Annotated in this window: 24 protein-coding genes; 7 read left to right on the top strand and 17 right to left on the bottom strand. The window is 70.4% G+C overall.

What is annotated here, in order from left to right:
* Positions 1 to 31: 31 nt before the first annotated feature.
* From PA27867_RS11805 to PA27867_RS11815, 3 genes are all read right to left on the bottom strand, one after another.
* Positions 32 to 1,372: a PhoH family protein gene (locus PA27867_RS11805; RefSeq protein ID WP_066599791.1), complete on the bottom strand. Its 1,341-nt coding sequence runs from the start codon at positions 1,370 to 1,372 to the stop codon at positions 32 to 34.
* A gap of 233 nt (positions 1,373 to 1,605) precedes the next feature.
* Positions 1,606 to 2,769 (bottom strand): aminotransferase class V-fold PLP-dependent enzyme, encoded by a 1,164-nt coding sequence (locus PA27867_RS11810; protein WP_066596564.1) that lies wholly within the window; start codon positions 2,767 to 2,769, stop codon positions 1,606 to 1,608.
* Positions 2,766 to 3,545, bottom strand: a complete 780-nt coding sequence (locus tag PA27867_RS11815; RefSeq protein WP_066596567.1) for an isoprenyl transferase — start codon at positions 3,543 to 3,545, stop codon at positions 2,766 to 2,768. The genes PA27867_RS11810 and PA27867_RS11815 overlap by 4 nt, the downstream gene beginning before the upstream one ends.
* 76 nt (positions 3,546 to 3,621) lie before the next feature.
* Between PA27867_RS11815 and trhA the strand changes: the two genes are divergently transcribed.
* Complete coding sequence (gene trhA / locus PA27867_RS11820; RefSeq protein WP_084021061.1) at positions 3,622 to 4,323, top strand: PAQR family membrane homeostasis protein TrhA; 702 nt, start codon at positions 3,622 to 3,624, stop codon at positions 4,321 to 4,323.
* Positions 4,324 to 4,327: 4 nt separating this feature from the next.
* Here trhA and PA27867_RS11825 read toward each other — a convergent pair whose 3' ends face one another.
* Positions 4,328 to 4,597: a hypothetical protein gene (locus tag PA27867_RS11825; RefSeq protein WP_084021063.1), complete on the bottom strand. Its 270-nt coding sequence runs from the start codon at positions 4,595 to 4,597 to the stop codon at positions 4,328 to 4,330.
* The gene (mca, locus tag PA27867_RS11830) at positions 4,594 to 5,463 is read right to left on the bottom strand and encodes a mycothiol conjugate amidase Mca (protein WP_208857254.1); all 870 of its coding nucleotides are present in this window, start codon (positions 5,461 to 5,463) and stop codon (positions 4,594 to 4,596) included. Before mca ends, PA27867_RS11825 begins: the two co-directional genes overlap by 4 nt.
* A gap of 76 nt (positions 5,464 to 5,539) precedes the next feature.
* Between mca and PA27867_RS11835 the strand changes: the two genes are divergently transcribed.
* Together PA27867_RS11835 and greA are read left to right on the top strand one after the other, a co-directional pair.
* Positions 5,540 to 5,935 carry a DUF4307 domain-containing protein gene (locus tag PA27867_RS11835; protein ID WP_167550840.1) on the top strand — a complete coding sequence of 132 codons (396 nt, stop codon included), beginning with the start codon at positions 5,540 to 5,542 and terminating at the stop codon, positions 5,933 to 5,935.
* Between the two features lie 170 nt (positions 5,936 to 6,105).
* Positions 6,106 to 6,594 carry a transcription elongation factor GreA gene (greA, locus tag PA27867_RS11840; protein WP_066596572.1) on the top strand — a complete coding sequence of 163 codons (489 nt, stop codon included), beginning with the start codon at positions 6,106 to 6,108 and terminating at the stop codon, positions 6,592 to 6,594.
* 60 nt (positions 6,595 to 6,654) lie between these two features.
* Here the strand turns inward: greA and ilvA are convergent, their stop codons facing one another.
* From ilvA to PA27867_RS11870, 6 genes are read right to left on the bottom strand one after another with little or no spacing between them, the layout of a single operon-like run.
* Positions 6,655 to 7,899: a threonine ammonia-lyase gene (ilvA, locus tag PA27867_RS11845; RefSeq protein ID WP_066596574.1), complete on the bottom strand. Its 1,245-nt coding sequence runs from the start codon at positions 7,897 to 7,899 to the stop codon at positions 6,655 to 6,657.
* Entirely contained in the window at positions 7,896 to 9,215 is a 1,320-nt protein-coding gene (locus PA27867_RS11850; RefSeq protein ID WP_236900696.1) for an AI-2E family transporter, read from the bottom strand. Before PA27867_RS11850 ends, ilvA begins: the two co-directional genes overlap by 4 nt.
* A 9-nt stretch (positions 9,216 to 9,224) precedes the next feature.
* Complete coding sequence (locus tag PA27867_RS11855; protein WP_157109207.1) at positions 9,225 to 10,352, bottom strand: ABC transporter ATP-binding protein; 1,128 nt, start codon at positions 10,350 to 10,352, stop codon at positions 9,225 to 9,227.
* Positions 10,349 to 11,227 carry an ABC transporter permease gene (locus tag PA27867_RS11860; protein WP_066596578.1) on the bottom strand — a complete coding sequence of 293 codons (879 nt, stop codon included), beginning with the start codon at positions 11,225 to 11,227 and terminating at the stop codon, positions 10,349 to 10,351. Before PA27867_RS11860 ends, PA27867_RS11855 begins: the two co-directional genes overlap by 4 nt.
* A complete protein-coding gene (locus PA27867_RS11865; RefSeq protein ID WP_420480673.1) occupies positions 11,224 to 12,177 on the bottom strand; it encodes an ABC transporter permease in 954 nt (317 codons plus the stop codon). Before PA27867_RS11865 ends, PA27867_RS11860 begins: the two co-directional genes overlap by 4 nt.
* On the bottom strand, positions 12,074 to 13,213 hold the full coding sequence (locus tag PA27867_RS11870) for an ABC transporter substrate-binding protein (RefSeq protein WP_066596581.1): 1,140 nt from the start codon (positions 13,211 to 13,213) through the stop codon (positions 12,074 to 12,076). The genes PA27867_RS11865 and PA27867_RS11870 overlap by 104 nt, the downstream gene beginning before the upstream one ends.
* 160 nt (positions 13,214 to 13,373) lie before the next feature.
* Between PA27867_RS11870 and PA27867_RS11875 the strand changes: the two genes are divergently transcribed.
* Complete coding sequence (locus tag PA27867_RS11875) at positions 13,374 to 14,579, top strand: winged helix-turn-helix domain-containing protein (RefSeq protein WP_066596583.1); 1,206 nt, start codon at positions 13,374 to 13,376, stop codon at positions 14,577 to 14,579.
* 4 nt (positions 14,580 to 14,583) lie between these two features.
* Here PA27867_RS11875 and PA27867_RS11880 read toward each other — a convergent pair whose 3' ends face one another.
* Positions 14,584 to 15,468: a M48 family metalloprotease gene (locus PA27867_RS11880; RefSeq protein WP_066596586.1), complete on the bottom strand. Its 885-nt coding sequence runs from the start codon at positions 15,466 to 15,468 to the stop codon at positions 14,584 to 14,586.
* 18 nt (positions 15,469 to 15,486) lie between these two features.
* Complete coding sequence (locus PA27867_RS11885; RefSeq protein WP_066596588.1) at positions 15,487 to 16,053, bottom strand: LemA family protein; 567 nt, start codon at positions 16,051 to 16,053, stop codon at positions 15,487 to 15,489.
* A 186-nt stretch (positions 16,054 to 16,239) separates the two neighbouring features.
* On the opposite strand from PA27867_RS11885, the gene PA27867_RS11890 reads away from it, so the two are divergent.
* Positions 16,240 to 16,971, top strand: a complete 732-nt coding sequence (locus PA27867_RS11890) for an ABC transporter ATP-binding protein (protein WP_066596591.1) — start codon at positions 16,240 to 16,242, stop codon at positions 16,969 to 16,971.
* Positions 16,968 to 17,702, top strand: a complete 735-nt coding sequence (locus tag PA27867_RS11895) for an ABC transporter permease (protein WP_066596592.1) — start codon at positions 16,968 to 16,970, stop codon at positions 17,700 to 17,702. Before PA27867_RS11890 ends, PA27867_RS11895 begins: the two co-directional genes overlap by 4 nt.
* Positions 17,703 to 17,709: 7 nt before the next feature.
* Here PA27867_RS11895 and PA27867_RS11900 read toward each other — a convergent pair whose 3' ends face one another.
* From PA27867_RS11900 to PA27867_RS11915, 4 genes are read right to left on the bottom strand one after another with little or no spacing between them, the layout of a single operon-like run.
* Complete coding sequence (locus tag PA27867_RS11900; RefSeq protein WP_066596595.1) at positions 17,710 to 19,146, bottom strand: glycoside hydrolase family 1 protein; 1,437 nt, start codon at positions 19,144 to 19,146, stop codon at positions 17,710 to 17,712.
* A complete protein-coding gene (locus tag PA27867_RS11905; RefSeq protein ID WP_066596596.1) occupies positions 19,143 to 20,453 on the bottom strand; it encodes a D-arabinono-1,4-lactone oxidase in 1,311 nt (436 codons plus the stop codon). The genes PA27867_RS11900 and PA27867_RS11905 overlap by 4 nt, the downstream gene beginning before the upstream one ends.
* Complete coding sequence (locus tag PA27867_RS11910) at positions 20,450 to 21,694, bottom strand: alanine racemase (RefSeq protein ID WP_066596599.1); 1,245 nt, start codon at positions 21,692 to 21,694, stop codon at positions 20,450 to 20,452. The genes PA27867_RS11905 and PA27867_RS11910 overlap by 4 nt, the downstream gene beginning before the upstream one ends.
* 58 nt (positions 21,695 to 21,752) lie before the next feature.
* On the bottom strand, positions 21,753 to 22,406 hold the full coding sequence (locus PA27867_RS11915) for a TetR/AcrR family transcriptional regulator (protein ID WP_084021067.1): 654 nt from the start codon (positions 22,404 to 22,406) through the stop codon (positions 21,753 to 21,755).
* A 287-nt stretch (positions 22,407 to 22,693) separates the two neighbouring features.
* Here PA27867_RS11915 and PA27867_RS11920 point away from each other — a divergent pair, with 287 nt between their 5' ends.
* Positions 22,694 to 24,871: an Ig-like domain-containing protein gene (locus PA27867_RS11920; RefSeq protein ID WP_066596602.1), complete on the top strand. Its 2,178-nt coding sequence runs from the start codon at positions 22,694 to 22,696 to the stop codon at positions 24,869 to 24,871.
* Positions 24,872 to 24,895: the final 24 nt, after the last annotated feature.

Below are 24,895 nucleotides of genomic sequence, written 5' to 3' on the forward strand. Positions count from 1 at the left end.
CGCCCCTCTTCGCTGGTGTTGGTCAGCGCTGTCAGGCCAGCTCGTTGCCCTCCAGCATCTCCGTGACCAGGGCGGCGATCGCGCTGCGCTCCGACCGGGTGAGCGTCATGTGGGCGAACAGCGGGTGACCCTTGAGCGTCTCGATCACGCTGGCGACCCCGTCGAAGCGGCCCACCCGCAGGTTGTCGCGCTGCGCCACATCGTGCGTGAGCACCACCCGCGAGTTCTGCCCGATGCGGCTGAGCACCGTCAAGAGCACGTTCCGCTCCAGGGACTGGGCCTCGTCGACGATCACGAAGGCGTCGTGCAGGCTGCGGCCGCGGATGTGGGTGAGCGGCAGCACCTCGAGGATGCCGCGTTCGACGACCTCTTCGAGCACGTTCTCGCTCACCAGCGCGCCGAGGGTGTCGAAGACTGCCTGGCCCCACGGGCCCATCTTCTCCTGCGCGTCGCCGGGCAGGTAGCCGAGCTCCTGGCCGCCGACCGCGTAGAGCGGCCGGAACACCATGATCTTGCGGTGCTGCTGGCGCTCCAGCACGGCTTCCAGGCCGGCGCAGAGGGCCAGCGCGGACTTCCCCGTTCCCGCTCGCCCTCCCAACGACAGGATGCCGATCTCCGGGTCGAGCAGCAGGTCGATCGCCAGGCGCTGCTCGGCCGAACGGCCGTGCAGGCCGAACAGGTCGCGGTCGCCGCGCACCAGCCGCAGCTCGCCCCGCCCGGTGACCCTGCCGAGCGCGGAGCCGCGGTCGGAGTGGATGACCAGGCCGGTGTTGACCGGCATGTCCTGCACGAGACGGGTCTGCAGCGACTCCGTGTCGTAGAGGTCGTTCACCTGCTCGGCGCTCAGGGTGATCTCGTCCATGCCCGTCCAGCCGGAATCCACGGCCAGCTCGTGCCGGTACTCGTCCGCGGCCAGGCCGATCGACGCGGCCTTCACCCGCAGCGGCAGGTCTTTGGAGACCACGGTGACGGCAAGCCCGTCGTTGGCCAGGTTCATGGCCACGGCGAGGATGCGCGAGTCGTTGTCGCCCAGTTGCAGGCCGCTGGGCAGCACCGACATGTTCGAGTGGTTGAGTTCGACCCTGAGGCTGCCGCCGTCCCCGACCGGGATGGCGAAGTCGAGTCGTTCGTGTTTCACCCGGAGTTCGTCGAGGTACCGCAGCGCCTGACGGGCGAAGTACCCGATCTCCGGGTCGTTGCGCTTGGACTCCAGCTCCGTGATGACCACGACGGGCAGCACCACGGCATGCTCGGCGAAACGGAAGATGGCCTTGGGATCGGACAGGAGAACCGAGGTGTCCAGCACGAAGGTGCGCTCGGTTTGGTCGACCCCTGACGGTGTCTGCTCCGCGTTCCGGAGATCTGTGTTCAGGTAGTCGGTTCGATTAGCGGTCACAACCACTCCCACCCCGCACCGTGAGGTGCGGATTTGTTGGCGAGCGACCACAAGCTTTTTTCTCGAGCCGTACTTATGTGGCCGTCTCGATCAGGTGCCGTACCTGATGAGTCGAAGGTACGTCGATCGGCCGACAATTGGAAAGGCGACACGCCCAACGTCATCAGACGTTAATCCGGGCGGAACCGGATGCGAATACGTGCCGCGGCTTAGTACCGGGCGGCCGCGGTGTACGCGACGAAGGCGCCGCGGAGCATGTCCACGGTCTCCTCGGCGAGTCGCGCGTGGGTGCTCAGCCGCACGCTGCCGGACCGCACAGTGGTCGTGAGGCCGTGGTTGTGCAGGGCGGCGCCCAGCGCGGTCAGGCGTTCGGCCGGCGGCTGCAGCACGACCATGCCGGCGCGTTCCCGCGCATCGCGGGAGCTGGCCACACCGATGCCGAATTCGTCGGCCAGGTCGATCAGGCGTTCGGTGTTGGCCGCGACGGCACTCTCGATGACGTCCACGCCCACGGCCTGGATCTCCTCGAGCGCGCTCGCGAACCTCGCCTGGGCGATCCCGTCGGCGTTCGTGACCCCGAACGCCGCCGCGGCGCGCACGGGCGGCGGCACGTCGTCCCACGGCAGCTCGTCCGAGCCGGCCGGCATGGTGCCGGTGAAGCCGCTCATCACCGGGGTGAGGCGCTCGACGGCCCGGTCGCTCAGGGCGAGGAAACCGGTGCCCCACCCGGCCCTGGCCCATTTCTGTCCGCCGGAGGCGACCACATCCGCTACCTCGTAGGCGGCGTCGACCACGCCGAAGCCCTGGATGGCGTCGACGATGAGCAGTCGGTCGCCGATGACCTGGCGGATGCCCTCCAGGTCGGTGCGGAATCCCGTGCGGGAGTCGACCAGGCTCACGGCCACCGCGACGGTGCCCGGCGTGAGCTGGTCGCGCACCTGCCGCGGGGTGACCTGGCCGGCGCGCTCGGATGTCGTCCCGGCCTCGAGCCAGAGCGGCGTGGCGACGTGCAGGGCCTCCGCGGCGCGCATGGCCGCGAACGGCAGGCTGGGGAAGTCGGCCGGCGAGAGCAGCACATCGCCGGTCAGGCCGAACATGGCGTGCATGAGGCCCATGCTGGTGTTCGGTTGCGCCACGACCTGGTCGGCGCGGAACCGGGTGAGCGCGGCGACGGCCGCGCGCATCCGCAGGTCCTGCCCACCGAAGTGGCCGAGGCTGCCGTAGCGGGCGCGCGCGAGGATCTCGCCCTGTCCGAGACTCTCGGCGAGGACGGCGCGGGAGAGCGGTCCGATCCGGCCGTAGTCCAGGTAGCCGGGGTCTTCGGTGAAGCCGTCCAGGTAGGAGGCCGTGAGAGCCGGCTCTGCCGGCCTCATCCGCCGAACCTGCGGTGCCGTTTGGCGAAGTCGCGCAGGGCCCGCAGGAAGTCCACCTGGCGCAGGTCCGGGCCGAGCGCCTCGACGAAGTAGAACTCGCTGTGTGCGCTCTGCCAGAGCATGAAATCGCTCAGCCGCTGCTCGCCCGAGGTGCGGATCACCAGGTCGGGGTCGGGCTGGCCGCCCGTGTACAGGTGCTGGCCGATGAGCTCGGGGGTGAGGGTCTCGGCGAGGTCCTCGAGGGTGCCACCGTGGGCGTGGTGGGTGGCGACGATGCTGCGCATGGCGTCGGTGATCTCGGTGCGACCGCCGTACCCCACGGCGAGGTTCACGTGCAGACCCCGATGGTCGCTCGTGCGGGCCTCCGCGGCGCTCAGGGCGGCCTCGAGCGGCCCGGGCAGGCACTTCTTCGACCCGACCTGCTGCACCCGCCAGTCCCGATAGTGCGAGAGGTCCTCGGCGAGGTCGGCGATGATCTCGAAGAGGGCGTCGAGCTCCTCGGTGGGCCGTTGGGTGAGGTTGTCGGCCGAGAGCAGGTACAGCGTCACGACGGAGATGCCCAGGTCGTCGCACCACTCGAGGAATTCGCGCATCTTCGCGGCCCCGGCGCGGTGCCCGTGGGCGGCGGAGTCGTAGCCGAGCTGCTTGGCCCAGCGCCGGTTGCCGTCGATGATCATGGCGACGTGGCGGGGCAGGACCGCCGACGTCAGCCCGCGGCGAAGCCGCCGCTGGTAGACCCGGTAGAGGAGTCCGCGTCCGAGGGTGATTTGCCGCATGTGCACACAGTTACGCTAACCCAATCCGGCCCGCGTCCGCGCCGCGCACCCCGCTGGGCTGCCGTATCCTGACAGCATGGCCCCCTCGGACGACATCCCGAATCTTCCCCTGCTCGAAGACGAGATCGAGCACCCCGTCCCCGAGAAGCCGACCTGGCGGGGCTGGATCCACGCGGGGACGTTCCCGGTCACCATCGTGGCCGGCATCATCCTCTTGCTGGCGGCGGACGGCCCGGCGGCCAAGTGGAGTTCGGCGGTCTTCGTGGCCAGTTCGATGCTGCTCTTCGGCAACTCGGCGCTGTACCACCGCTTCACCTGGCAGCCGCGCACGCGCCTGCTGCTCAAGCGCATCGACCACGCCAACATCTTCCTGCTGATCGCCGGGTCGTACACGCCCATCACGGTGCTGGCGTTGCCGCCGGACAAGGCCGTGCTGCTGCTGTCCCTGGTCTGGGGCGGCGCGCTGCTCGGCATCGCCTTCCGGGTGTTCTGGATCAACGCTCCGCGCTGGCTCTACGTGCCGCTGTACCTGGCGCTGGGCTGGGGCGCGCTGATGTTCATCGTCGACTTCTTCCAGGCCGACGCCCTGATGATGACGCTGATCATGATCGGCGGGCTCTGCTACTCGGTCGGCGCCGTCGTCTACGGCCTCAAGAAGCCCAACCCGATCCCCGGGGTCTTCGGATTCCACGAGATCTTCCACGCACTGACCGTGGTGGCGTTCCTCTGCCACTGGGTCGCGATCCTGATCATCGCGACGCATCCGCTCTACCCGTAGGGCTCTAGCGGTCGTCGGCCTTCTTCTCGTCGCCCGCTGCGGCGTCACGCTCGGCGACCTCGGCCGCCAGGCGCTCCTGCATCTCGGCACGATAGTTGGTTCGCCGGATGCGCCGGGCCAGGTCCATGCCCAGCAGCAGCGTCACCGCCGCGACGAAGAAGATCGCGAAGAAGCCCCACGGGCCCGGTGTGACGGTGTCGGGGTTGAACTCCGGCGGAGGGGTGTTCGAGAGGATGAAGTCGAGCACCGGGGACAGGGCGGGCATGACACTCATGCGTCGACCGTGTCGGTGACGCCCGCGAAGAGATCGGATTCGGGCATGACGGTGTCAACTTTCGATTCGATGAGCTGGAAGTCCTCATAGGGCCAGGCCTTGCGCACCATGTCATTCGGCCAGAAGAAGAAGCTGCTCGTGGGCGAGACCTGGCTGGCGTGCGCCTTGAGGGCCTCATCGCGCACCTCGAGGAAATCGCCGATGGGCACGTGCGTGGTCGCCAGGTTCGGGTACTCGCTCATGCGCTCCCTGGCGCTGGCGAGCGGCTCGAGCAGGTCGGAATCCGGCTCGGTGACGCTCAGCTCGAGGTACATGGCGTCCATGCGTTCGAGGTTGAAGATCCGGTCGTAGTAGAGCTTCTCGATCTGCCACGCCGGACCGGCGTCCGGGTACCGGTCAGGGTCCGCTGCGGCGCGGAAGGCCTCCAGCGACACCTCGTGGGTACGGATGTGGTCGGGGTGCGGGTAGCCGCCGTTCTCGTCGTAGGTGATCAGCACCTGCGGGCGGAACTCACGGACGATGCGCACCAACGGCTCGGCCGAGACCTCCAGCGGCACGTCCGCGAAGGAGTTCTTGGGCACCCCGCCGTCGTCCTGCATGCCGGAGTCCTGGTAGCCGAGCCAGCGGTGCTGGATGCCCAGCGCCTTCTGCGCGGCCGCCATCTCCAGGCGCCGGAGACCGGACAGGTCCCGTTCCGCCATGGCCAGGTGGGTCAGGTCCTCGTTGAGGATGCTGCCCCGCTCGCCACCGGTGCAACTCACCACGAGCACCTCGGCTCCGAGGCTCCGGTAGTACGCGTATGTTGCGGCGCCCTTGCTCGACTCGTCGTCGGGATGGGCGTGCACTGCCAAGAGCCGCAGCGTCATGAAACTCCTCAGAAATGCCAGCTAACCTTGGGTACAAGCCTAATCGTTGAAGAGTGAGTGTGGAGTCTGAGTGGCCGTGAGCAGCAATCTCGACAAACGCTATGGGCGAACCCCCGGCACCCGGCTTCGTGACCGGCGGGTGTTGTGGATCGTCGCCGGCGCGTTCGCGGTGATCCTCACGGCCTGGGTGGTCTGGGCCGGTCTGGACGGCGCCGGGCCCTCGATCGAGGCCAGGGACACCCGGCACAGCATCATCGACGAGAACACCATCAGTGTCACCTTCGAGGTGTCGGTGCCCAGCGGCACCCCCTCCAGCTGCGCGGTGCAGGCCCTCAACGAGAGCTTCACTGTCGTGGGGTGGAAGGTCATCGACGTGCCGCCGTCGGACCAGTACACCCGGTCGTTCACCGAGGTACTGCACACCACCGAACTGAGCAATACCGGATTGATTTACCGCTGCTGGTTGACCTAGACTGATGTATTCGCCCTGACAGCTGTCGGGGCGTCAGTTGTATTCCAGCTGAACCCGGCCTACGGCCGCCACAGCCCAGGGCCGCCACACCGACTGTTGTCGCCATGCGGCGGCACCATCGGCGCACTATCTGCCGGCGCTTCACCGATCCGCACGAGAAGGAGAGAACCATGACTACCGAAACTTCGGTCACCTGGCTGACCCAGGAGGCCTACGACCGCCTCGCTGCGGAGTTGGACACTCTCAGCACCGTCGCGCGGGTGGACATCGCCAACAAGATCGAGTCCGCCCGGTCGGAGGGCGACCTCAAGGAGAACGCCGGCTACCACGCGGCCAAGGAGGAGCAGGGCAAGATGGAGGCCCGCATCCGCACCCTCACGCTGCTGCTGCGTACCGCCGAGGTGGGCCACGCCCCCGAGAGCAAGGGCGTCGTCGAGCCCGGCACCATCATCACCGCCACGATCGCGGGCGACGAGAGCCGCTTCCTCATCGGCAGCCGCGAGATCGCCGGTGACAGCGACCTCGACGTGTACAGCGAGAAGAGCCCCCTGGGCGAGGCCATCATCGGTCTCAAGGTCGGCGCGAAGACGAGCTACGAGACCCCCAACGGCAAGCAGATCGCCGTCGAGATCCACCTCGTGGAGACCTTCACCGGCTGATTGCCGCACACGAACGTGAAACGGCCGGATGCGTGAGCAGCCGGCCGTTTTTTCACGCCCTCAGTCCGTGCGCGGGTCGTACCCGGCTGCGCGCAGCGTGTCGACGACGTGCTGGCGGTGCTCAGGACCGCGGGTCTCCACGCTGATGTCGATCTCGACCTCGCTGATCTGGATGCCAACGCCGTGCCGGGTGTGCAGCACCTCGATGACGTTGGCCCGTGCCTCGGCCAGCAGCTCGGAGATGCGCGCGAGCTGGCCCGGGCGGTCCGGCAGCATGATGCGCAGGGTGAGGTACCGGCCGGAGGCGGACAGGCCGTGGCTGATCACGCGCTGCATGAGCAGCGGGTCGATGTTGCCACCGGAGAGCATCGCCACGGTGGGACCTGATCCGGTGATCTTGCCGGCCAGGATGGCGGCCACCGAGACGGCGCCGGCGGGTTCGACGACGAGCTTGGCGCGCTCGAGCAGCACCAGCAGGGCCCGGGCCATGTCGTCTTCGCTCACGGTGACGATCTCGTCGACGGCGTCGCGGATGATGTCGAAGTTCAGCAGTCCCGGCTTGGCCACGGCGATGCCGTCGGCCATGGTCGGGTTGATGTCGATCGCGAGGGCTTCGCCGGCCGCGAGCGACGGCGGGTAGGCGGCCGCATTCTCGGACTGCACCCCGATCACGCGGATGGTGCGGCCGTGCCGGGCCGCGTACTGCTTGAGCACGCTGGCCATGCCGGCCGTCAGGCCACCGCCGCCGATCGGCACGATGACCGTCTCGAGGTCGGGCACCTGGTCGAGGATCTCCAGGCCGAGGGTGCCGGCGCCGGCGACGACATCCGGGTGATCGAACGGCGGGATGAGGATCGCGCCGGTCTCCCGGGCGTATTCGGCGGCGGCCAGGAGCGGTTCGGTGACGGTGTGGCCGCGGAGGATCACCTGGGCGCCATAGTCCCGGGTGGCCTGCAGCTTGGGCAGGGCCACACCGACGGGCATGAAGATGGTGGCCTCGATGCCGAGTTCCCGGGCCGCGAAGGCGACCCCCTGGGCGTGGTTGCCGGCGGAGGCGGCGACGACGCCGCGGGACTTCTCTTCGTCGGTGAGCTTGGAGAGCCGGTTGTAGGCGCCGCGGATCTTGTACGACCCGGTGCGCTGCAGGTTCTCGCACTTGAGGTACACCGGCGAGCCCAGAATCGTGGAGAGGTACCTTGAGCTTTCCATCGGCGTGACGTCGGCCACGCGGGCCACCACGATGCGGGCGGCCTCGAAGTCGGCCAGGGTCGGACCGATCAGCAGGTCAGCGGGGGTGTCTGTCATGAACGGGTCTCTTGTCCTCGGTTGTTCGAAGCGGCGGGCAGCGCACGCGGCTGCCGGAAACCCGGCCGCTGCGGAACGGTCTGCCACAGCACCGACCCGGCTGGTGCGCCGGCCTGGGGCACTCCCCCGCGCCAGGCGCCGCTATGGATGTAGCTGATCATAACGTTCAGCACGGCCGCCACGGGCACCGCGAACAGGGCGCCGGGGATGCCGGCCAGCAGCGCGCCGGCCGCGACGACGAGAACGACGCCGAGCGGATGCACCTTCACGGCCGTTCCCATGATGAGCGGCTGCAGCACGTGCCCCTCGATCTGCTGCACGAGCAGCACCACGCCGAGCATGAGCAGTGCGACGAACCAGTCGTTGAACACCAGCGCGATGAGCACCGCGACGGCGCCCGTCGCGACGGCGCCGACGATCGGGATGAACGAGCCGAGGAAGACCAGGACCCCGATCGGGATGGCCATGGGCACTCCGAGGATCGCGGCGCCCGCGCCGATACCGATGGCGTCGATCGTGGCCACCAGGATCTGCACCCGGGCGAAGTTGCCGAGAGTGGTCCAGCCGGCGGCACCGGCGCCGGCCACGGCGGCCCGGGCCCGGCGCGGGAAGATCCGCACGATCCAGTTCCAGATCCCGGCGCCGTCGATAAGGATGAAGAGCAGGCTGAACAGGGTCAGCAGCAGGCCCGTGGCCAGGTGCCCCAGCGAGGAACCGAGCGAGAGGGCGCCGCTGATGAAGATCTGGCTATCCGCCTGCAGGGCCGTGACGGCCTGGTTGAGGTAGCCGGTGATCTCGGCGTTGCTCAGCTGCAGCGGTGAGGTCGCCAGGGCCTGGGTGAGGTTCGCGTAGGAGGCGGCGAACCGTTCGCTCAGCCCGGCCGAGCCCGAGGCGATCTGCGTCACGGCCAGGGTGACCAGACCCGCGATCACGGCGAGGGTGCCGACCAGGGCCACGGCCACGGCGATGCCCTTGGGCCAGCGGTGCCGGGTGAGGAAGGACACCAGGGGAACCAGCAGGGCCGACACCAGCACCGCCACCAGGAGCGGGATCACGATGAAGCGCAGCTGGACCACCAGGAAGAGCAGCACGGCGATGGCGCCGGCGATCACGAGCAACCGCCAGGACCAGGCGCCCGCGAGGCGAAGGCCCGTTGGGATGTTCTCGTCGACCCCGTTGGGCACGTCGGCGGCGGCACCGTGTGTGGGCACCGGCTGCACCGCCACCCCCACGGCGGGAACGACTCCGCGTGCAGCCCCACGCGGGCGTCCGTTTCGGCGCCCGAACCAACCGGTCTTTCCCGACGATGTGTTCACCGAAACAGTCTAAGACGGCGTCGGCCTCGCACCGGTCGTGTCGGCACCGTCCGGCTCGACCGGCACCGGGGCGCCGGAGAAGCGCACGACCACCCGTTCCCCCGGCTCCGGGCGCTCGCGCACGTCGTGCTGCACGACGACGGTGCCGCCCTGCTCGAGCAGCACGCTCGTGCGCCGCAACGAGCCGAGGAAGCTGGAGAGCAGCACGGTGCCGGCGAGGCTGTCGCCGGGCAGCCCGGCCGCGGCCAGCGTGAGGTCTTCCGGCCGCACGAAGACCTGCACCGGGCCATCCGCCTGGGACGGGTCGAGCAGCGGCAGGGTGATGCCGTGCACCTCGGCGAAGCCGTGCCGCACCACGCCGGCGAGCCGGTTGCTCAACCCCACGAAGTCGGCGATGAACGCTGTCGCGGGCCGGGTGTAGAGCTCCTCCGGCGTGCCGACCTGTTCCAGCCTGCCGTCACGCATGACCGCGACCCTGTCGGCCACGGCGAGGGCCTCATCCTGGTCGTGGGTCACGAAGAGCGTCGTGATGCCCAGTTCCGTCTGGATGCGCCGGATCTGCTCGCGCAGCCCCACCCGCACCTTGGCGTCCAGGGCCGACAGGGGTTCGTCCAGCAGCAGCACCCTGGGCTGTGTGACGAGCGCCCTGGCCAGGGCCACCCGCTGCTGCTGACCGCCGGAGAGCTGGTGGGCGAACCTGTCGTAGTGGGCGTCCAGGCCCACCAGGGCCAGCGCGGCGGCGGCGCGCTCGCGGCGCTCGACGGCCGGCACCCGGCGCATCCGCAGGCCGAACTCGACGTTCTCGCCCGCGCTCAGGTGCGGGAACAGCGAGTAGGACTGGAACACCATGCCCATGTCGCGCCGGCTGGTGGCCACGCCGGAGACGTCGTCGCCGTTGATCAGGATGCGTCCGGCGTCGGTCGACTCCAGCCCGGCCAGCACCCGCAGGGCCGTGGTCTTGCCGCTGCCGCTGGGGCCGAGCAGCGCGACGAGTTCGCCGGCCGCGAGGGTGAGGTCGAAATCGGTCAGGGCGAGGTGGGTGCCGTAGCGTTTGGTCACCCCGGTGAATTCGACGACCGAACCGGTGCGGGTCTGCCCGGTGTTGGTCGGCACCGTCGTCAGGCGGGGTGTGGTCATGGGGTGTCTCCGCTTCGGGTGAGTGGTGTCGGGGCGGGCGCGGCCGTGCTCCGGCGTCGCTCGCTGCCGAGCCGGCCGATGGCCAGCAGCAGCACGAAGGCCGCCAGCAGTGCCAGGAGCGAGAGGATCACGGCGCTGTACGGATCGTTCTTGCCGACCACAACGAGTGCGGTCTGCAGGTTCACCCGGCTGAGCAGCGATGCGATGGTGAATTCGCCCAGCACCACGGCCACGGCGATGAACGACCCGGCCAGGATGCCGCGGCGGAGGTTCGGCACCAGAACCCGCAGCAGCACGCTGGCCCAGCCGGCGCCGAGGGTGCGCGCCGCTTCGCTGAGCGTGCGCACGTCGACGCCGTCGAGGTTGGCCTGGATGGCCCGGTACGCGAACGGCAGCACCGTGATGCCGTAGGCGAACGCCAGCGTCCAGACGCCGCTACCGGCGAGCCGGGCCACGACCGAGAAGACCGGGGCGAGGCCCACGACGAGAACGATGGCCGGGATGGAGATCGGCAGGATGCAGATGATCTCCAGCACTCGGCGCAGCTGGGGGAACCGGATGTGCACGAGCAGCATGGTCGGCACCAGCAGCACGAGCACGATGGCCACGGTGCCCACGGCCAGGCCGAGGGAGTTGCCGAGCGCGGCCAGCACGGGGCGGTACGCGCCGGTGAGGCCGCCCTGGAACAGGTCCGTCCAGCGGTGCAGGTCGTAGCCGCCCGCAAGGCCCCGGCGGAGGGTGAACTCGACCATGGCGAGGATGGGGATGGCGAAGACCAGGCCGACGGAGACGAGGATCACGGTGCGCATGAGCCGGGTGGGCGCGTGCGCCACCCCGCCGGCCGTGTTCAGGCCCCGCCCGTCCCGCCGACTCATCGCTGCCACCGGGCCGCGCGGGACGCCAGCCGTGCGTAACCGGTCATGACGACGCTCATGACGATGATCATTCCGAGCGCCAGGGCCCCGGCCAGGTTCTCCCGGCCGAGCATCGTTTCGCTCGTCAACGCCGAGCGGATCTGCAGCGGGACGATCTGCGCGCCCTGGCTGATCAGGGTGGCTGCCGTCGCGTACGAGGAGAACGCGTTGGCGAACAGGAGCAGCAGGCTGCCCAGGAACGACGGTGCGAGCACCGGCAGCGCGATCCGGAGCCAGTAGCTGCGTGCCGTGCCGCCGAGTGTGGCGTTGGCTTCCGCCCAGGTCACCTTGAGCGACGCGAGCGCGGGCATGAACGTGATCACCATGAGGGGCACCTGGAAGTAGATGTAGGGCAGCACCAGGCCGGGCAGTTCGTACAGCCACACTCCATCCGCGAAGATGTCGATGCCGAACGTGTCGCGCAGCAGCACGGTGACCATGCCCTGGATGCCGATGGTCGCGGTGAACGCGAAGGCCAGCATCGCGCCACCGAACTGGGCGATCACGCTGCTGAGCGAATCGACGGTGGAGCGCAGCGCGCCGTCCGGGCGGGCGCCGAGCAGCGCGTAACAGACGAGCGCGCCCAGCACCGCACCGATCACGGCGGTGAGCGCGGACAACCAGACCGAGCTGCCGAAGGCGTTGAGCACGATCGGGTTGCCGAGTGCCGCGAGGGTGTCGAGCGTGAAGCCGCCGTCGGCGCCGATGAACCCGGTGACGACCGCGATCAGGGTCGGCAGCGCGAGGAAGAGCAGCACATACACCGCGAACGGCAGCAGCCCGAGGGCTGCTGCCGGTGCACGGAACCTACTGGACAGCCGCTGCCCACTTCTCGCCGAGAAGCGTCGCTGCGGCCTCGCTCTGGGCGGCCGTGGGCACCACGGTGGTGTCCGGAACGGTCGGGAGCGCATCGAAGAGCTTCGTGTCGATGGTTCCGGCGTCGGCCATGGCATCGGCGCGGGCCGGGCGGGCGCCGCCGGCGAGCCACAGGTTCTGGGCGTCGTCGCTGTAGAGGAATTCCTGCCAGAGACGCGCGGCGGCCGGGTGCGGCGCATCCTTGTTGATCGCCTGGTTGTAGTAGCCGGCGTATCCGGTGCCGGGGAAGACCACGACCTCCCAGTTGCGCTCACCGGCCAGCTGGGTGCCGTAGCCCACGTTGAGGTAGTCCCAGTCGAAGACGACGGGGGTTTCGCCCGACGCGATGGTGGCGGGGGTCGGGTCGATCTTCACGAGGTTGCCGGCCGCGTTGAGGTCGCCGAAGAAGTCGATGCCGGCCTGGAAGTCGTCCACCGAACCCTTGTTCTGCACGGCGGCCATGCCGACGGCGGCGAAGGCCGCACCGGCCTGGGTGGGGTCGCCGTTGATGGCGACCTTTCCCTTGTAGTCCGCACCGAGCAGGTCGCTGAGCTTGGTGGGCGCCGGAACGGAGTCGGGGTCGTAGCCCACGGCCATGTATCCGCCGTAGTCGCCCACGTACAGGCCGCTTTCCTCCTTGAGGGCGTCGGGGATGTCCGACCAGGTGGCCACCTGGTAGGGCGCGAACTGGTCGGTGTTCGCCAGGGCGACGGCCAGGCCGAGGTCGAAGACGTCGGGGGCGGTGTCCTGGCCGGCCAGGTTCTGGGCCGCCTGGATCTCCTCGGCGCTGGAGCCGTCGGGGGCGGACTCGGTGATGGTGATGTCGGGGTACTTCTCGGCGAAGAGGTCGAGGACCGCGCCGTAGTTGGCCCAGTCCCGCGGCAGGGCGATGACGTTCAGGGCGCCCTCGGCGTTGGCAGCGTCCTCGAGGGCGGCCAGGTCGCCGAAGGCGGAGACGCTCGTCGCGGTGGCGGCGTCGACGGAGCCGTCGGTGCCAGTCGCCTCGGCCGTGCCGCTCGCGCAGCCGGTGAGGGTGAGGGCGACGATGGCGGTCGCCGCGATGGTGGCGGCCAGGGTTCGGGTGGTAAGCACGGTTCCTCCGTTGTGAGCAGGGTGTGGGGGCGTCTCGACCGGCCAGGGTGCTGGCTTACCGGTCGCTGAGGAGACTAGGAGCGTCGGGTGGACCCGATGCGCCCTGGTGCTGAACACAGCGTGAACGTCGGATGTCGTCGGCCGCCGGTAGTGTCGAGGCGTGCTCCAGACGATCTCCCCCGCTCTCGCCCGCCGTGTGGCCCTCGCCGCCCAGGGCTTCGGCAAGCCGGCTCCGGCCGCCGTCGGCATCCGTCAGCTCGGCGCCCTCGTGGAGCGCCTCGGCCTGCTGCAAATCGACTCGGTCAACGTCTTCGAGCGCAGCCATTACGTGCCCGCGTTCAGCCGGCTCGGCCCGTACGACAAGGCTCAGCTCGACAGGCTGAGCGCCGGCGCCGCGCCCCGGCTCACCGAGTACTGGGTGCACGAGGCTTCGCTGATCCCGGTCGACGACTGGCCGCTGTTCCGTTGGCGGATGCAGGCCTACCGGGAGAAGGCGGCCGCGGACGATGCGCACTGGTCGCGGGACAACGCCCCGATGCTGGCCTGGCTGCTGGGCGAGCTGGCGGCGAACGGCCCCATGCGCGCCAGCGCCATCGAGCACGACGCCAACACCCGCACCGGGCCCTGGTGGGGCTGGTCCGATGTGAAGATCGGCCTGGAGACGCTGTTTCGCTGGGGTGACGTCGTCAGCGGCGGCCGGGAGCGGTTCGAGCGGGTCTACGCGCTGCCCGAGCGGGTCTTCAGTACGGCCCTTCTGGATCGTGAGGTCTCCGCAGCCGACGCGCACCGCTCCCTCGTGGCACAGGCCGCCCGGGCGCACGGCATCGGCACGGTGAGCGACCTGGCCGACTACTTCCGGCTGCGCACCGAACCCACCCGTGCGGCCATCGCCGAGCTCGAGGACGCCGGGGAGCTCATTGCCGTGCAGGTTCCCGGCTGGGGCCGCGGTGGGACCCCGGGCGCCGCCTGGCTGCACCGGGATGCCCGGCTGCCGCGCCGGATGGACGCCGCGGCCGTGCTGAGCCCGTTCGATCCCGTGGTGTGGGAACGCGCGAGGGCCCTGCGGCTGTTCGGCTTCCACTACCGGATCGAGATCTACACGCCCAAGGAGCAGCGGAAGTTCGGCTACTACGTGCTGCCGGTGCTGCTGGGTGACACCGTGGTGGGCCGGGTGGACCTCAAGAACGACCGGCAGGCCGGCGTGCTGCGCGTACAGGCCAGTTGGGCGGAGCCGGGAGCCCCGGCCGACACCGCCGCCCGCCTGGCCGAGGTGCTGCGGAGCACCGCGGCCTGGCAGGGCCTGGCCGAGATCGAGGTGGTGCCACGCGGCACCCTGGCGGCCGGGCTGGCCGCCGAGCTGGCCTAGTTCCTCAGAACTTGCTGCCCATAGCGTGCAGACGCTCGATGCGCTCGTTCAGCGGCGGGTGGGTGGCGAAGAGCTTGTCCATCACGCCGGGCTTGAGCGGGTCGGCGATCCACAGGTGCGCCATCGAGGTGTTCTGCTTGCGCATCGGCCGGCCGTACTCGCCGAGCTTGGCGAGGGCGCTGGCGAGCGCATCCGGCTGCCGGGTGGTGAGCGCGCCCGTGGCATCCGCCAGGTATTCGCGCTGCCGGGAGACGGCCAGCTGCACGATCGACGCGATCAGCGGGGCCACGATCATGGCGACCAGCCCGAACACCAGCACCACGGGGTTGCCGTTGCTGTTGTTGTTGCGGCCGAAGAACGCCATCCGCAGGAACATGTCGGAGATGAAGCCCACGGCGACGACCAGGCCGAAGACGATCATCGACACGCGGATGTCGTAGTTGCGCACGTGCCCGATCTCGTGGGCCATGACGCCCTCGAGTTCGGCGTCGTCCATGATGTCGAGCAGACCCGTGGTCGCGGCCACGATCGCGTGCTGCGGGTCCCGCCCGGTGGCGAAGGCGTTGGGCGCCGGGTCGTTGATGATGTACACCTCGGGCATCGGCGTGCCGGTGGTGATCGACAGGTTCTCCACGATGCGCCAGAGCCGGGGGTGGTCGGTGACGCTGTTCACCCGGATGCCGCCGCTCATCGAGATGGCCTGCCGACCGGCGGCGAAGTACTGCACCAGGGCGTAGCCGCCGGCGACCACGATCGTCAGGATCAGGATGCCGTAGCCGCCGTTGCCGTACACGGCGTTCGCGAGCCAGCCGAGCCCGGTGATGATCACCAGGAAGAGCACGATGATGAAGACGGTGTTGCGCTTGTTCCGCGCGATCGCGCTATACATGGATCCTCTTCGGCAGGACTAGAACTGGACGCGGGGCGGCTCGGCGATGGCAGCCGAGTCGCTGACCTCGAAGAACTCACGCTGGGTGAAGCCGAGGTTCTTCGCGAACAGGTGGTTCGGGAAGACCTGGATCTTCGTGTTCAGCTCGCGCACGCCGCCGTTGTAGAACCGGCGGGAGGCCTGGATCTTGTCCTCGGTGTCGACCAGTTCGCCCTGGAGCTGGAGGTAGTTCTGGCTGGCCTGCAGCTGCGGGTAGGCCTCGGCCACCGCGAAGATGCTCTTCAGGGCGGTCTGCATGTGGTTCTCGGCTGCGGCGGCGTCGACCGGGCCCTGCGCGGACAGCGTCTCGGCGCGGGCCTTCGTCACGTTCTCGAAGACGGACTTCTCGTGCGCCGCATACCCCTTGACCGTTTCGATCAGGTTGGGGATCAGGTCGGCACGACGCTTGAGCTGCACGGTGATGTCGCTCCACGCTTCGTCCACCCGCACCTTGAGCGTGATGAGCGAGTTGTAGGTGGCCCACAGGTAGATACCCGCGATGACCACGAGTACGACAACGATGAGGACCGGAATGAGCCATTCCATGGCAGCGTCTCCTTGCGATTGAACGTGCGTTTCAGCCGTGCGCCGGGGGCGGACCGCTGCAGCATGTGTGCGATGCAGCACAATCATAACGAAGCTCGCTGGGGCTCCCATGTGCTTCCCATGACACTCCAAGGAATCCCGCCGCCGACGCGTGACTTAATGCCCTGACCGGCGAATAATCCAGGTATGGAGCAGTCGGAACGCCCAGCGGCGATCGAGGTGCGCGGGCTTCGCACCCGACGGGGCTCAAAGCCGGTCCTGCGTGGCCTGGACGTCACCATCCCGGCCGGCCTGGTGGTGGGTCTGATCGGCCCGAGCGGGTCGGGCAAGACCACGCTGATGCGGGCCATCGTGGGGGTGCAGATCGTGCAGTCCGGCACCGTGACCGTGCTCGGCCGACCGGCCGGCACCGCGACCCTGCGCCGCCGGGTGGGCTACGTGACCCAGGACGCGAGTGTCTACGACGACCTCACGGTGCGGCAGAACCTGGACTACTTCCGGGCCGTGCTGGGCGCGGGCCGGGGCGACGTGGCCCGGGTCATCGAAGCGACGGACCTGGGCGCGACCTCCAGCCAGCTGGCCGGGTCGCTCTCCGGCGGACAGCGCAGCCGGGTGTCCCTCGCGGTGGCGCTGCTCGGCTCGCCCGAGCTCCTGGTGCTCGACGAACCCACGGTGGGCCTGGACCCGGTGCTCCGCCGCGACCTGTGGGAGCTGTTCCACCGGCTCGCCGCCGCCGGCACGAGCCTGTTGGTGTCCAGCCATGTGATGGACGAGGCCGCCCGGTGCGACCGGCTGCTGCTGATGCGGGACGGCGCGCTCCTGGCCGACGACACCCCGGCCGGGCTGCTCACCGCCACGGCGACCACCGACATCGAGGCGGCCTTCCTGGCCCTGATCCAGCGCGGGGAACGGTCATGACGCCGTCCCGCACCCTCGCGACCGCCGGCCGGGTGCTCACCCAGATCCGGCACGATCCGCGCACCATCGTGCTGCTGCTGGTGGTGCCGAGCCTGTTGATCGGCCTGGTGGCCTGGATCTTCTCGGACACCCCGGTGTTCGAGTCCGTCGGGCCGGCCATGATCGCGCTGTTCCCGTTCATCGTGATGTTCCTGGTCACCAGCATCACCACCCTGCGGGAACGGCGCACCGGCACGCTGGAGCGGCTGCTGTCGATGCCGCTCGGCCGCGGCGACTTCATCGTGGGGTACGCGCTGGCCTTCGGGCTGCTCGCGGTGCTGCAGTCGAGCATCGCGGGCCTCTACGCCGTGCTGGTGTGCGGGCTGACCATCTCGGGGTCGATCTGGTTGCTGCTGCTCGTCGCCGTGGCGGATGCCGTGCTGGGCACGACCCTGGGCCTGCTGGCCAGCGCGTTCGCGCGCACCGAGTTCCAGGTGGTGCAGTTCATGCCGGTGCTGGTGTTCCCGCAGATCCTGCTCGGCGGGATCTTCCTGCCGCGCGACCAGCTGCCGGATGTGCTGCAGGCGATCGGCGACGCCCTGCCGCTCTCGCACGCCATCGACGCGCTCGAGGCCGTGGCCTCCGGCAGCGAGGACACCGGCCATGTGCTCGGCGAACTGCTCGTGATCCTGGCCTGGATCGTCGGCGCGGTAGTGCTGGGCTCGGTCACCCTGCGCCGCCGCACCCCCTAGTTCGCCACTAGCGGGAGCTCAGGACGTGCTGCAGCCAGGTGTAGGAGAGCTTGGGGGTGCGTGGCCGCGCGGGGTCGGTGACGTCCACGTACACCAGGCCGAAGCGCTGAGTGTAGCCCGCTTCCCACTCGAAGCCGTCCAGCAGCGACCGCACCAGGTAGCCGCGCAGGTCGACGCCCTCGGCCGGCCCGCCGGGCGCCACGGCCTCCACGGCCGCGAGCAGGTGCTCGGCCAGGTAGTCGATGCGGGCCGGGTCGGTGACCTCGCCGCGCACGTCGGCACGGTCGGGGAACCCGGCCCCGGCGGTGACATAGACGGGCGGCAGGGCCTCGTCGTAGCGGTCCCGCAGTTCGGTCAGGGCCACGGCGAGGTACTCCGGCGCGATGGGCACGCCGAAACCGGTGGCCGGATGCTCGCGGAACGCCTCGGTGTGGAACGGGAGCCGGTTCAGGGCGGGGCCGGTCCCGTCCGGGCTCACCGGACCGCGCGCTCCGGCAGCGATGCGGGTGGGCTGGGAGTAGCTCACGCCGTAGAAGTCCAACGGCTGATGGATGGTGCGGAGGTCGTCCGGTTCGATCTCGTGCAGCATCCGCAGCTCGGTCTCGAACTCGCCGGCCGGGTCGGGGTAGCGGCCGAGCAGCACGGGGTCGGCGACGAGCCGGTTCTGCAGCAGGTCGTAGAGCGTCGCGGCCGTGCGGTCGGCCTCCCGGTCGGTGGCGCTCTGCACGGGGGTGTGCGCGTTGACAATGCCGATGCGGCCGCGCACGTCGGCGGCGCGCAGGCCCTGCACGGCGAGGCCGTGGCCGAGGAGCTGGTGGTGGGCGGCCGGCAGCGCGTCGAAGAGCAGGGTCTCCCCCGGCGCGTGCACGCCGATCGTGTACCCGTTGAACATCACGGTCGCCGGTTCGGTGATGGTGACCCAGGCGTCGATCCGATCGCCGAACAGCTCGCCCATCTGGTAGGCGTAGTCGCCGAACCGCCAGGCGGTGTCCCGGTTCAACCACCCGCCGGCGAGGGCCAGCGGGATGTCCCAGTGCGACAGGGCGGCCATCGGGCTGATGCCGGTGGCGAGCAGTTCGTCCAGCAGCCGGTCGTAGAAGGCCACCCCGGCGCGGTGGAGCGAACCCCGGCCGTCGGGCTGCAGGCGCGGCCAGGCGAAGGAGAACCTGTAGACGTCGGCGCCGAGTTCGCTGAGCAGCGTGATGTCCTCGCTGAGCTTGCCGATGTGGTCGGCCGACACCGACGCGTTCTGACCGTCGAGGATGCGCCCGCCCTGCCGGGTGAAAGCGTCCCAGCTGGACTCGCCCCGGCCGCCGTCGCGGGCGCCGCCCTCGATCTGGAAGGCGGAGGACGACGCGCCGATCTGGAATCCGGTGGGCAGCCGGTCTCCCAGCTCCCCCGCCCGGTGTTGCCAGGCGCGGGACGCTGGGGTGTTGCTGCTCATCGGCCGAGGACTCTTTCCAGGTAGCGGTTGCTGAATCGACGCTCCGGATCGAGCCGGTCCCGCACGGCGAGGAAGTCGTCGAAGCGGGGGTAGACCGCGCGGAGGGCATCCGCGTCGAGGTCGTGCATCTTCCCCCAGTGTGGGCGTCCGCCGTGCGCCTGCATAATCGCCTCGACATCCGCGAAGTATTTCCCGGGGTTCTCCCGGAAGTAGCGGTGCACCGCGATGTAGCCGGTGGTCCGGTCGTGAGCGGTGGAGAGCCAGATGTCGTCGGCCGCGGCGGTGCGCACCTCGAGGGGGAAGGAGATGCGCCAGCCGCGCTTCTGGATGAGGGCCCGCACCTCGCGCAGCACCTCGGGCACCTGCTCCAGCGGCACGGCGTATTCCATCTCGTGGAAGCGCACCGACCGGTGGGTGATGAACACCCGGTGGGAGAGGTCGGTGAAGTCCCGGTGTCCCGTGAGCCGGTCCGCGAGCCGGTTCACCCGGGGAACCAGGGGCGGCACGATCACGCCGGCCGCGCAGGTGGCGCGGTACACGCCGTTGGCGATCAGTTCGTCGTCGATCCAGCGGCGTACCCGGCCGAGCGGCGCCCGGCCCGCGGACAGCGGCCGCCGGGTGTTGGTCTTGGTGAGCACCGTCTCGGTGTGCGGAAACCAGTAGAACTCGAAATGGTCGGCCGCGCCGCTGCGGTCGGCGAAGGCATCGACCACGGCCTCGAAGGGTTCGGGGGTTTCGACGGCGTGCAGCAGGTAGGCCGGCACGCACTGCACGGTGAGGTCGACGAGGATGCCGAGGGCGCCGAGGCCCAGCCGCACCGCCGGGAGCAGCTCGGGGTTCTCGGTCTCGCTGACGTGCAGCAGTGAGCCGTCGCCGACGACGAGGGTCACCGCCACGATCTGGGCGGCCAGGCCGCGGAACCGGGCACCGGTGCCGTGCGTGCCGGTGGAGGTGGCCCCGGCGAGGGTCTGCCGGTCGACGTCGCCCATGTTCTCCAGGGCGAGTCCGTACGGTTTCAGCAGGGCGGGCAGCTCGTGCAGGTGGGTGCCGGCGGCCAGCGTCACCCGGCCGGCGGCCTCGTCGACGTGCAGCACGCCGGAGAAGGCCAGGTCGAGCTGCACCCCGGGGGCCACGGCGATGCCCGAGAAGCTGTGCCCGGCGCCCACGGCCTTGATCCGGGTGCCGGACCGGGCGGCGGCGAGCACGGCGCGTTGCACGGCGCCGGTGCTGGTGGGCCGCTCCACCCGGGCCGGAACCACGGCCTGGCTGCGCGACCAGTTGCGCCAGGTGGCGCCGGTGGCGGTCACAGGAAGGCCTTGCCTTCGCCGCGGTAGGTGGGCAACATGTCGATCACCATACCGTCGTCGACGAGCGCGAACTCGTTGACGTGCTCGCTGAGTTCGCCGGATTTGGTGTGCCGTAGCCAGACCCGGTCGCCCACCCGCAGCCGGCCGGCGGCCGAGCCGGTGACGGGCGACTGCACCTCCCCGGCCATCTCGCGCGGAACCAGGCTGAGTCCCTCCGGCCAGACCAGGCGGGGCGTGCGGTCCGCACCGGGTGGGCCCGACGCGATCCAGCCGCCGCCGAGCAGGGTGGCGGATGCCGCGGTGGGCTTCCGCACGACGGAGAGCGCGAACGCGGCCGCCGGCGCCGGGCGGAAGCCGGAGTAGTTGTCGAACAGGTGGCCGCCGAAGAACCCGCTGCCGGCGGCGATGTCGGTCACCGACCTGTCGGCGTGGGTGCTCTCGAGCGACCCGGTGCCGCCGCCATTGACGAACTCGAGGTCGGCCACCTGGCGCACGGCCGCGACGGCCGCGGCCCGGCGGGCGGTGATGTCCACGATCGACCGGTTGCGCACCCAGCCGTTCAGGCGGCCCTGCACGGGGTGGCCCTCCGGCCGGTCGCCGAGCCCGGCGATCTGCGCCTCGTAGGCCATCAGGCCCACCAGGTCGAAGCCGGGCCGGGACACGATCGCGACCGCCAGCGCCCTGGCGTCCTCCGGGGTGTGCACGGGCGACCGCCACACGCCCAGGTGGCCGAGCACCGGTGCGTTCCAGGAGGCATCCAGCTCGAGGCAGACGCGGATGCGCTCGCGCTGCGCCGGCGGCAGCACGGAATCGATCACGTCGAGGTGGTCGATCGAATCGACCATCAGGGTCACCCGTCCGGCCAGGTCGGCCGACCGGCCGAGCCGCCGGATGGCGGTGAGGTCGACGCTCGGGTAGCCGACCACGATGTCGTCGAGGGTCTCCGCCAGCCACAGGGCCTCGGCGAGCGTGTAGGCGAGGACGCCGCGGTAGCCCGGCAGCGCGAGCACCGCCTCGAGCACGCCGCGCACCCGCAACGACTTGCTGGCCACCCGGATCGGCGAGCCGGCTGCGCGGTCCAGCATGTCGTGGGTGTTGTAGCGGAGCGCCCCGAGGTGCAGGGCCCCGACGGGGGCGTCCAGGTCACGGGTGGCCTCGGTGAGGTCCGGCCAATAGCTCGCCGGGGTGAGCCACGGCGCGGCGGCCGGGGCGTTCGGGTCGAGGGACAGGTCCAGGCTCATCGGCGTACCGCTTTCGTTCTGGTCAGTGCTGTCATACGGGTCATACGGGTCATACAGGTCATTGCGGGGACACTCCCGCCGGTCGGCCCAACGCGGCGAGGGTGTCGGCGGCCAGGTCGATCAACGCGCTCGTGGCGCGTTCGTCGCGGTCGACCAGCCAGGCGATCGTGAGGCCGTCGGTGAGCGACACGAGCAGGCGGGCGAGGTCGGGAAGCGGATGCGCCCAGAGCGTTCCGCTGCGCGCCGCGGCCGAGTCCAGTGCCTCGGCGGCCAGGGCGTGGTAGCGCTCGTATTGCAGGCGGGCCAGGGGCTGCATCGACGGGGAGCGCAGTGCCCACTGGGTGAGCTCCAGCATCGCCTTCTCCCGCAGCGGGGCGGCCGCCAGGTGGTCGACGTAGCGCTGCAGGCCCTCGCGCAGGATCTGGCGGAGGGGCGCGGGCCCGGCCTGCCCTGTCGGGTCTATCGGGTGGGTCTGGTCCGCCGGATCCGGCAGGACGGCGGCGCCCTCCTGGGCGACGACCCGGCGGATGAGTTCGGCCATCAACTCGTCGCGACTCGCGAAGGCGTAGTGGAAACTCGCCAGCGACATACCGGCCTCCGCCACGATGGCGCGGGTGGTGGCCTGGGCCACGCCGCGCTCGGCGACCACCCGCAGGGCGGCATCCACCAGGATGCTGCGCCTTTCGACGGCGGGAATCCGCGTCATCGTCATCTGACCACCTCACTGGAGCTGTCGGGAACATCGTCGTCCACGGGCGGACTGCACTGGGGCAGCTGACCCAGTCGACAGTATGGCGTACCGACCGCCCGCAGGGACAGAGCGGCGCGGAGAACCGGCGCGCGTAACAAGTGGGCTGCGATCGCCCCGCGTGGGCGCGCCACATTGACAATCGCGGCGCGGCCCCCTGAAATGGTCTGAGGGGGTCCATGATCACGTCACGCCGTTCCAGCGCGCACGGGTCGCTCGATCGATCCCGGCGGCGTGTCCGGTGCGCCCCGATGCTCGTCGTCGCGGTCTTCCTGGCCGCCCTCGTCGCTGTGCCCCTCGCCGGTGCGGTCTCCCCCGCCGCGGCACTGACCCGGGCCGAGGTCGTCGAACCCACCGAAACGACCGAACCGACCCCGCAGGACAGCACGACCCCCACGCCGTCCCTGGCTCCGCTGGAATCCAGCACCCCGTCTCCCAGTCCGGCGCCCGCCGCACCGACGATCGACACCCCCGCGCCGGGCAGCTTCGTGGGCGGCAGCGTCAGCGTCGGCGGCAGCCGCGACCCGGGCCAGAAGATCCAACTGCTCTCGCCCGCCGGCGGCGACCCGCTGTGCATCATCGAGGCGGACGGTAGCTCCACCTGGCAGTGCCCCGGCGTCCGGCTGCCGAGCGGACCCGATGTGACGTTGCGGGCCGTCGTCGAGGGCGACTCCGGTCTCGCCGCGACCATCTCGGTGCGGGTGCTGCAGCCACCGACCGTCACGGGTGGGCCCACCGGAACGTCCTCCTCGAACGGCCTGGTGCGCGGTACCGGCTACCCCGGCGCCACCGTCACCGCCGTCCTCGGCAGCGGCCAGCGCTGCTCCTTCACCGTCGACGGATCCGGCGCCTGGGCCTGCCTGATGCAGGGCCTGATCAGCGGCACCGAGCAGGTCACGGCGTCGCAGCAGACCGGCTTCAGCGCCCCAGACTCCTCCCCGGCCAGCGACCCGGTCACGCTGCAATTCGACGTCGACGCCCCGGCGCCGCCCACCGTCGCGGGCCCGGCGGCCGGCTCCACGGTGCCGCCCGGTGCCACCTACTTCGGCCAGGGCGAGAACGGCGCGACCGTCACGGTCTTCGCCGGCGCCTACTCCCTCTGCAGCGCCGCCGTCTCCGGCGGCACCTGGTCGTGCACCGAGTTCGAATCCGGTATCGCCGACGGCTCCTACGACCTGCGCGCCGTGCAGCAGGATGCCGCGGGCAATGTCAGCGCCGGAAGCGCCCCGATCCGGGTCAGCTACGGCACGGCCCCGGCCACACCCACTCCCCCGGCCGAGCCCGTGCCGGCCCCGACCACGGCGCCGCAGCCGACGACGGCCCCCACCCCGGCGCCCACGGCCACACCGGTACCGACGCCGGCACCCGCGGTGCCGCCCGGCACCCCCTCGGCCACGCCGGCCCCCGGCGCACCGGACGACCAGGCCGGAGACCTTCCGCCCACCCTGACCGTGCCCGGCGGCTGGAACGACCCCACCCAGTTCAGCACCGCCGTCATCCCGCCCTGGACCGTCGCCAGTTTCCCCTGGCTGCAAGCCGGCTTGCTCACCCTGGGCGCACTGCTGCTGCTGGTCGTGCCGGCGCGTCTATTGGCCGGCACCGTGTCGCGGGCGAGGAACGGACGCCCGCTCTTCCAGACCCACCGGTTCGCCGGGCGCAACCGGGCCAGGGAGGAATTCGAGGTGGCCCCGACCGTGCGGGTCAACCGCTGGGTCGGTGTGGGAGCGGCCATCACGGCCGCGGCGGTGTTCGTCCTGCTTTCGGGCCCGGTGGCCGCGACCCCGTCGTACCTGCGGCTGCTGCTCGCCGTGGCCCTGGCGCTCGCCGTGGTGAACGCCGCGGCAGCGCTGGTGCCGCAGTGGTGGGGAGCGCGTGCCCTGCACGTCGATGTGGCCCTGACCATCCTGCCGCGCTATCTCGCCGTGATCGCCGTCACCGCCCTCGCGTCCCGGCTGCTCGACCTGCACCCCGCCCTGCTGTTCGGTCTTCTGGGCAGCGTGGTCGTGCGCTCAGGACCGGTGTTGGCCCAGCGCGGCCAGCTCGCCGCGATGCGCGCCGGTACCCTGCTGGTGCTCGGCCTGGTGGCCCTGCTCGTGGTGGGCGTGCTGCCGGAACCCAGCGGTTTCATCGGCGCCCTCGCGGCCGAGTTCGCCAACACCGTGGTGCTCGTGTCGATCGGCTCGGCCGTGCTGGTGCTCATCCCGCTGGGCAGCACGAGCGGGCGCAGCATCCTGGCCTGGTCGCCGCCGATCTGGGCGGCCCTGACGGTGCCGGCCTGGCTGGCCCTGTTCACGTTGCTCTCACCGGGACTGTCGCTGTGGCAGGGACAGGGCCCCACCGTGCTGGTGTGGGCGGCGTTGGTCTTCGCGGTGCTGAGCGTGACCGCGTGGGCCTGGCAGCGGTTCGTGCTGCCGGCGCTGCGCCAATAAGAACTGCGCCAGTTCTGCTGAGAG

Origin of the sequence: Cryobacterium arcticum, from assembly GCF_001679725.1 — a bacterium.
Lineage (GTDB): Bacteria > Actinomycetota > Actinomycetes > Actinomycetales > Microbacteriaceae > Cryobacterium > Cryobacterium arcticum_A.

Bases quoted from the DNA above. Each gene is read 5' to 3' on its own strand.
- PA27867_RS11860 (WP_066596578.1), bottom strand. From the start codon at position 11,227: ATGAGTCGGCGGGACGGGCGGGGCCTGAACACGGCCGGCGGGGTGGCG.
- PA27867_RS11815 (WP_066596567.1), bottom strand. From the start codon at position 3,545: ATGCGGCAAATCACCCTCGGACGCGGACTCCTCTACCGGGTCTACCAG.
- greA (WP_066596572.1), top strand. From the start codon at position 6,106: ATGACTACCGAAACTTCGGTCACCTGGCTGACCCAGGAGGCCTACGAC.
- trhA (WP_084021061.1), top strand. From the start codon at position 3,622: ATGGCCCCCTCGGACGACATCCCGAATCTTCCCCTGCTCGAAGACGAG.
- PA27867_RS11880 (WP_066596586.1), bottom strand. From the start codon at position 15,468: ATGTATAGCGCGATCGCGCGGAACAAGCGCAACACCGTCTTCATCATC.
- PA27867_RS11810 (WP_066596564.1), bottom strand. From the start codon at position 2,769: ATGAGGCCGGCAGAGCCGGCTCTCACGGCCTCCTACCTGGACGGCTTC.
- PA27867_RS11865 (WP_420480673.1), bottom strand. From the start codon at position 12,177: ATGCGCTCCCGACCGTTCCGGACACCACCGTGGTGCCCACGGCCGCCC.
- PA27867_RS11885 (WP_066596588.1), bottom strand. From the start codon at position 16,053: ATGGAATGGCTCATTCCGGTCCTCATCGTTGTCGTACTCGTGGTCATC.
- PA27867_RS11915 (WP_084021067.1), bottom strand. From the start codon at position 22,406: ATGACGATGACGCGGATTCCCGCCGTCGAAAGGCGCAGCATCCTGGTG.
- ilvA (WP_066596574.1), bottom strand. From the start codon at position 7,899: ATGACAGACACCCCCGCTGACCTGCTGATCGGTCCGACCCTGGCCGAC.
- PA27867_RS11910 (WP_066596599.1), bottom strand. From the start codon at position 21,694: ATGAGCCTGGACCTGTCCCTCGACCCGAACGCCCCGGCCGCCGCGCCG.
- PA27867_RS11825 (WP_084021063.1), bottom strand. From the start codon at position 4,597: ATGAGTGTCATGCCCGCCCTGTCCCCGGTGCTCGACTTCATCCTCTCG.
- PA27867_RS11900 (WP_066596595.1), bottom strand. From the start codon at position 19,146: ATGAGCAGCAACACCCCAGCGTCCCGCGCCTGGCAACACCGGGCGGGG.
- mca (WP_208857254.1), bottom strand. From the start codon at position 5,463: ATGACGCTGCGGCTCTTGGCAGTGCACGCCCATCCCGACGACGAGTCG.
- PA27867_RS11895 (WP_066596592.1), top strand. From the start codon at position 16,968: ATGACGCCGTCCCGCACCCTCGCGACCGCCGGCCGGGTGCTCACCCAG.
- PA27867_RS11920 (WP_066596602.1), top strand. From the start codon at position 22,694: ATGCTCGTCGTCGCGGTCTTCCTGGCCGCCCTCGTCGCTGTGCCCCTC.
- PA27867_RS11855 (WP_157109207.1), bottom strand. From the start codon at position 10,352: ATGACCACACCCCGCCTGACGACGGTGCCGACCAACACCGGGCAGACC.
- PA27867_RS11890 (WP_066596591.1), top strand. From the start codon at position 16,240: ATGGAGCAGTCGGAACGCCCAGCGGCGATCGAGGTGCGCGGGCTTCGC.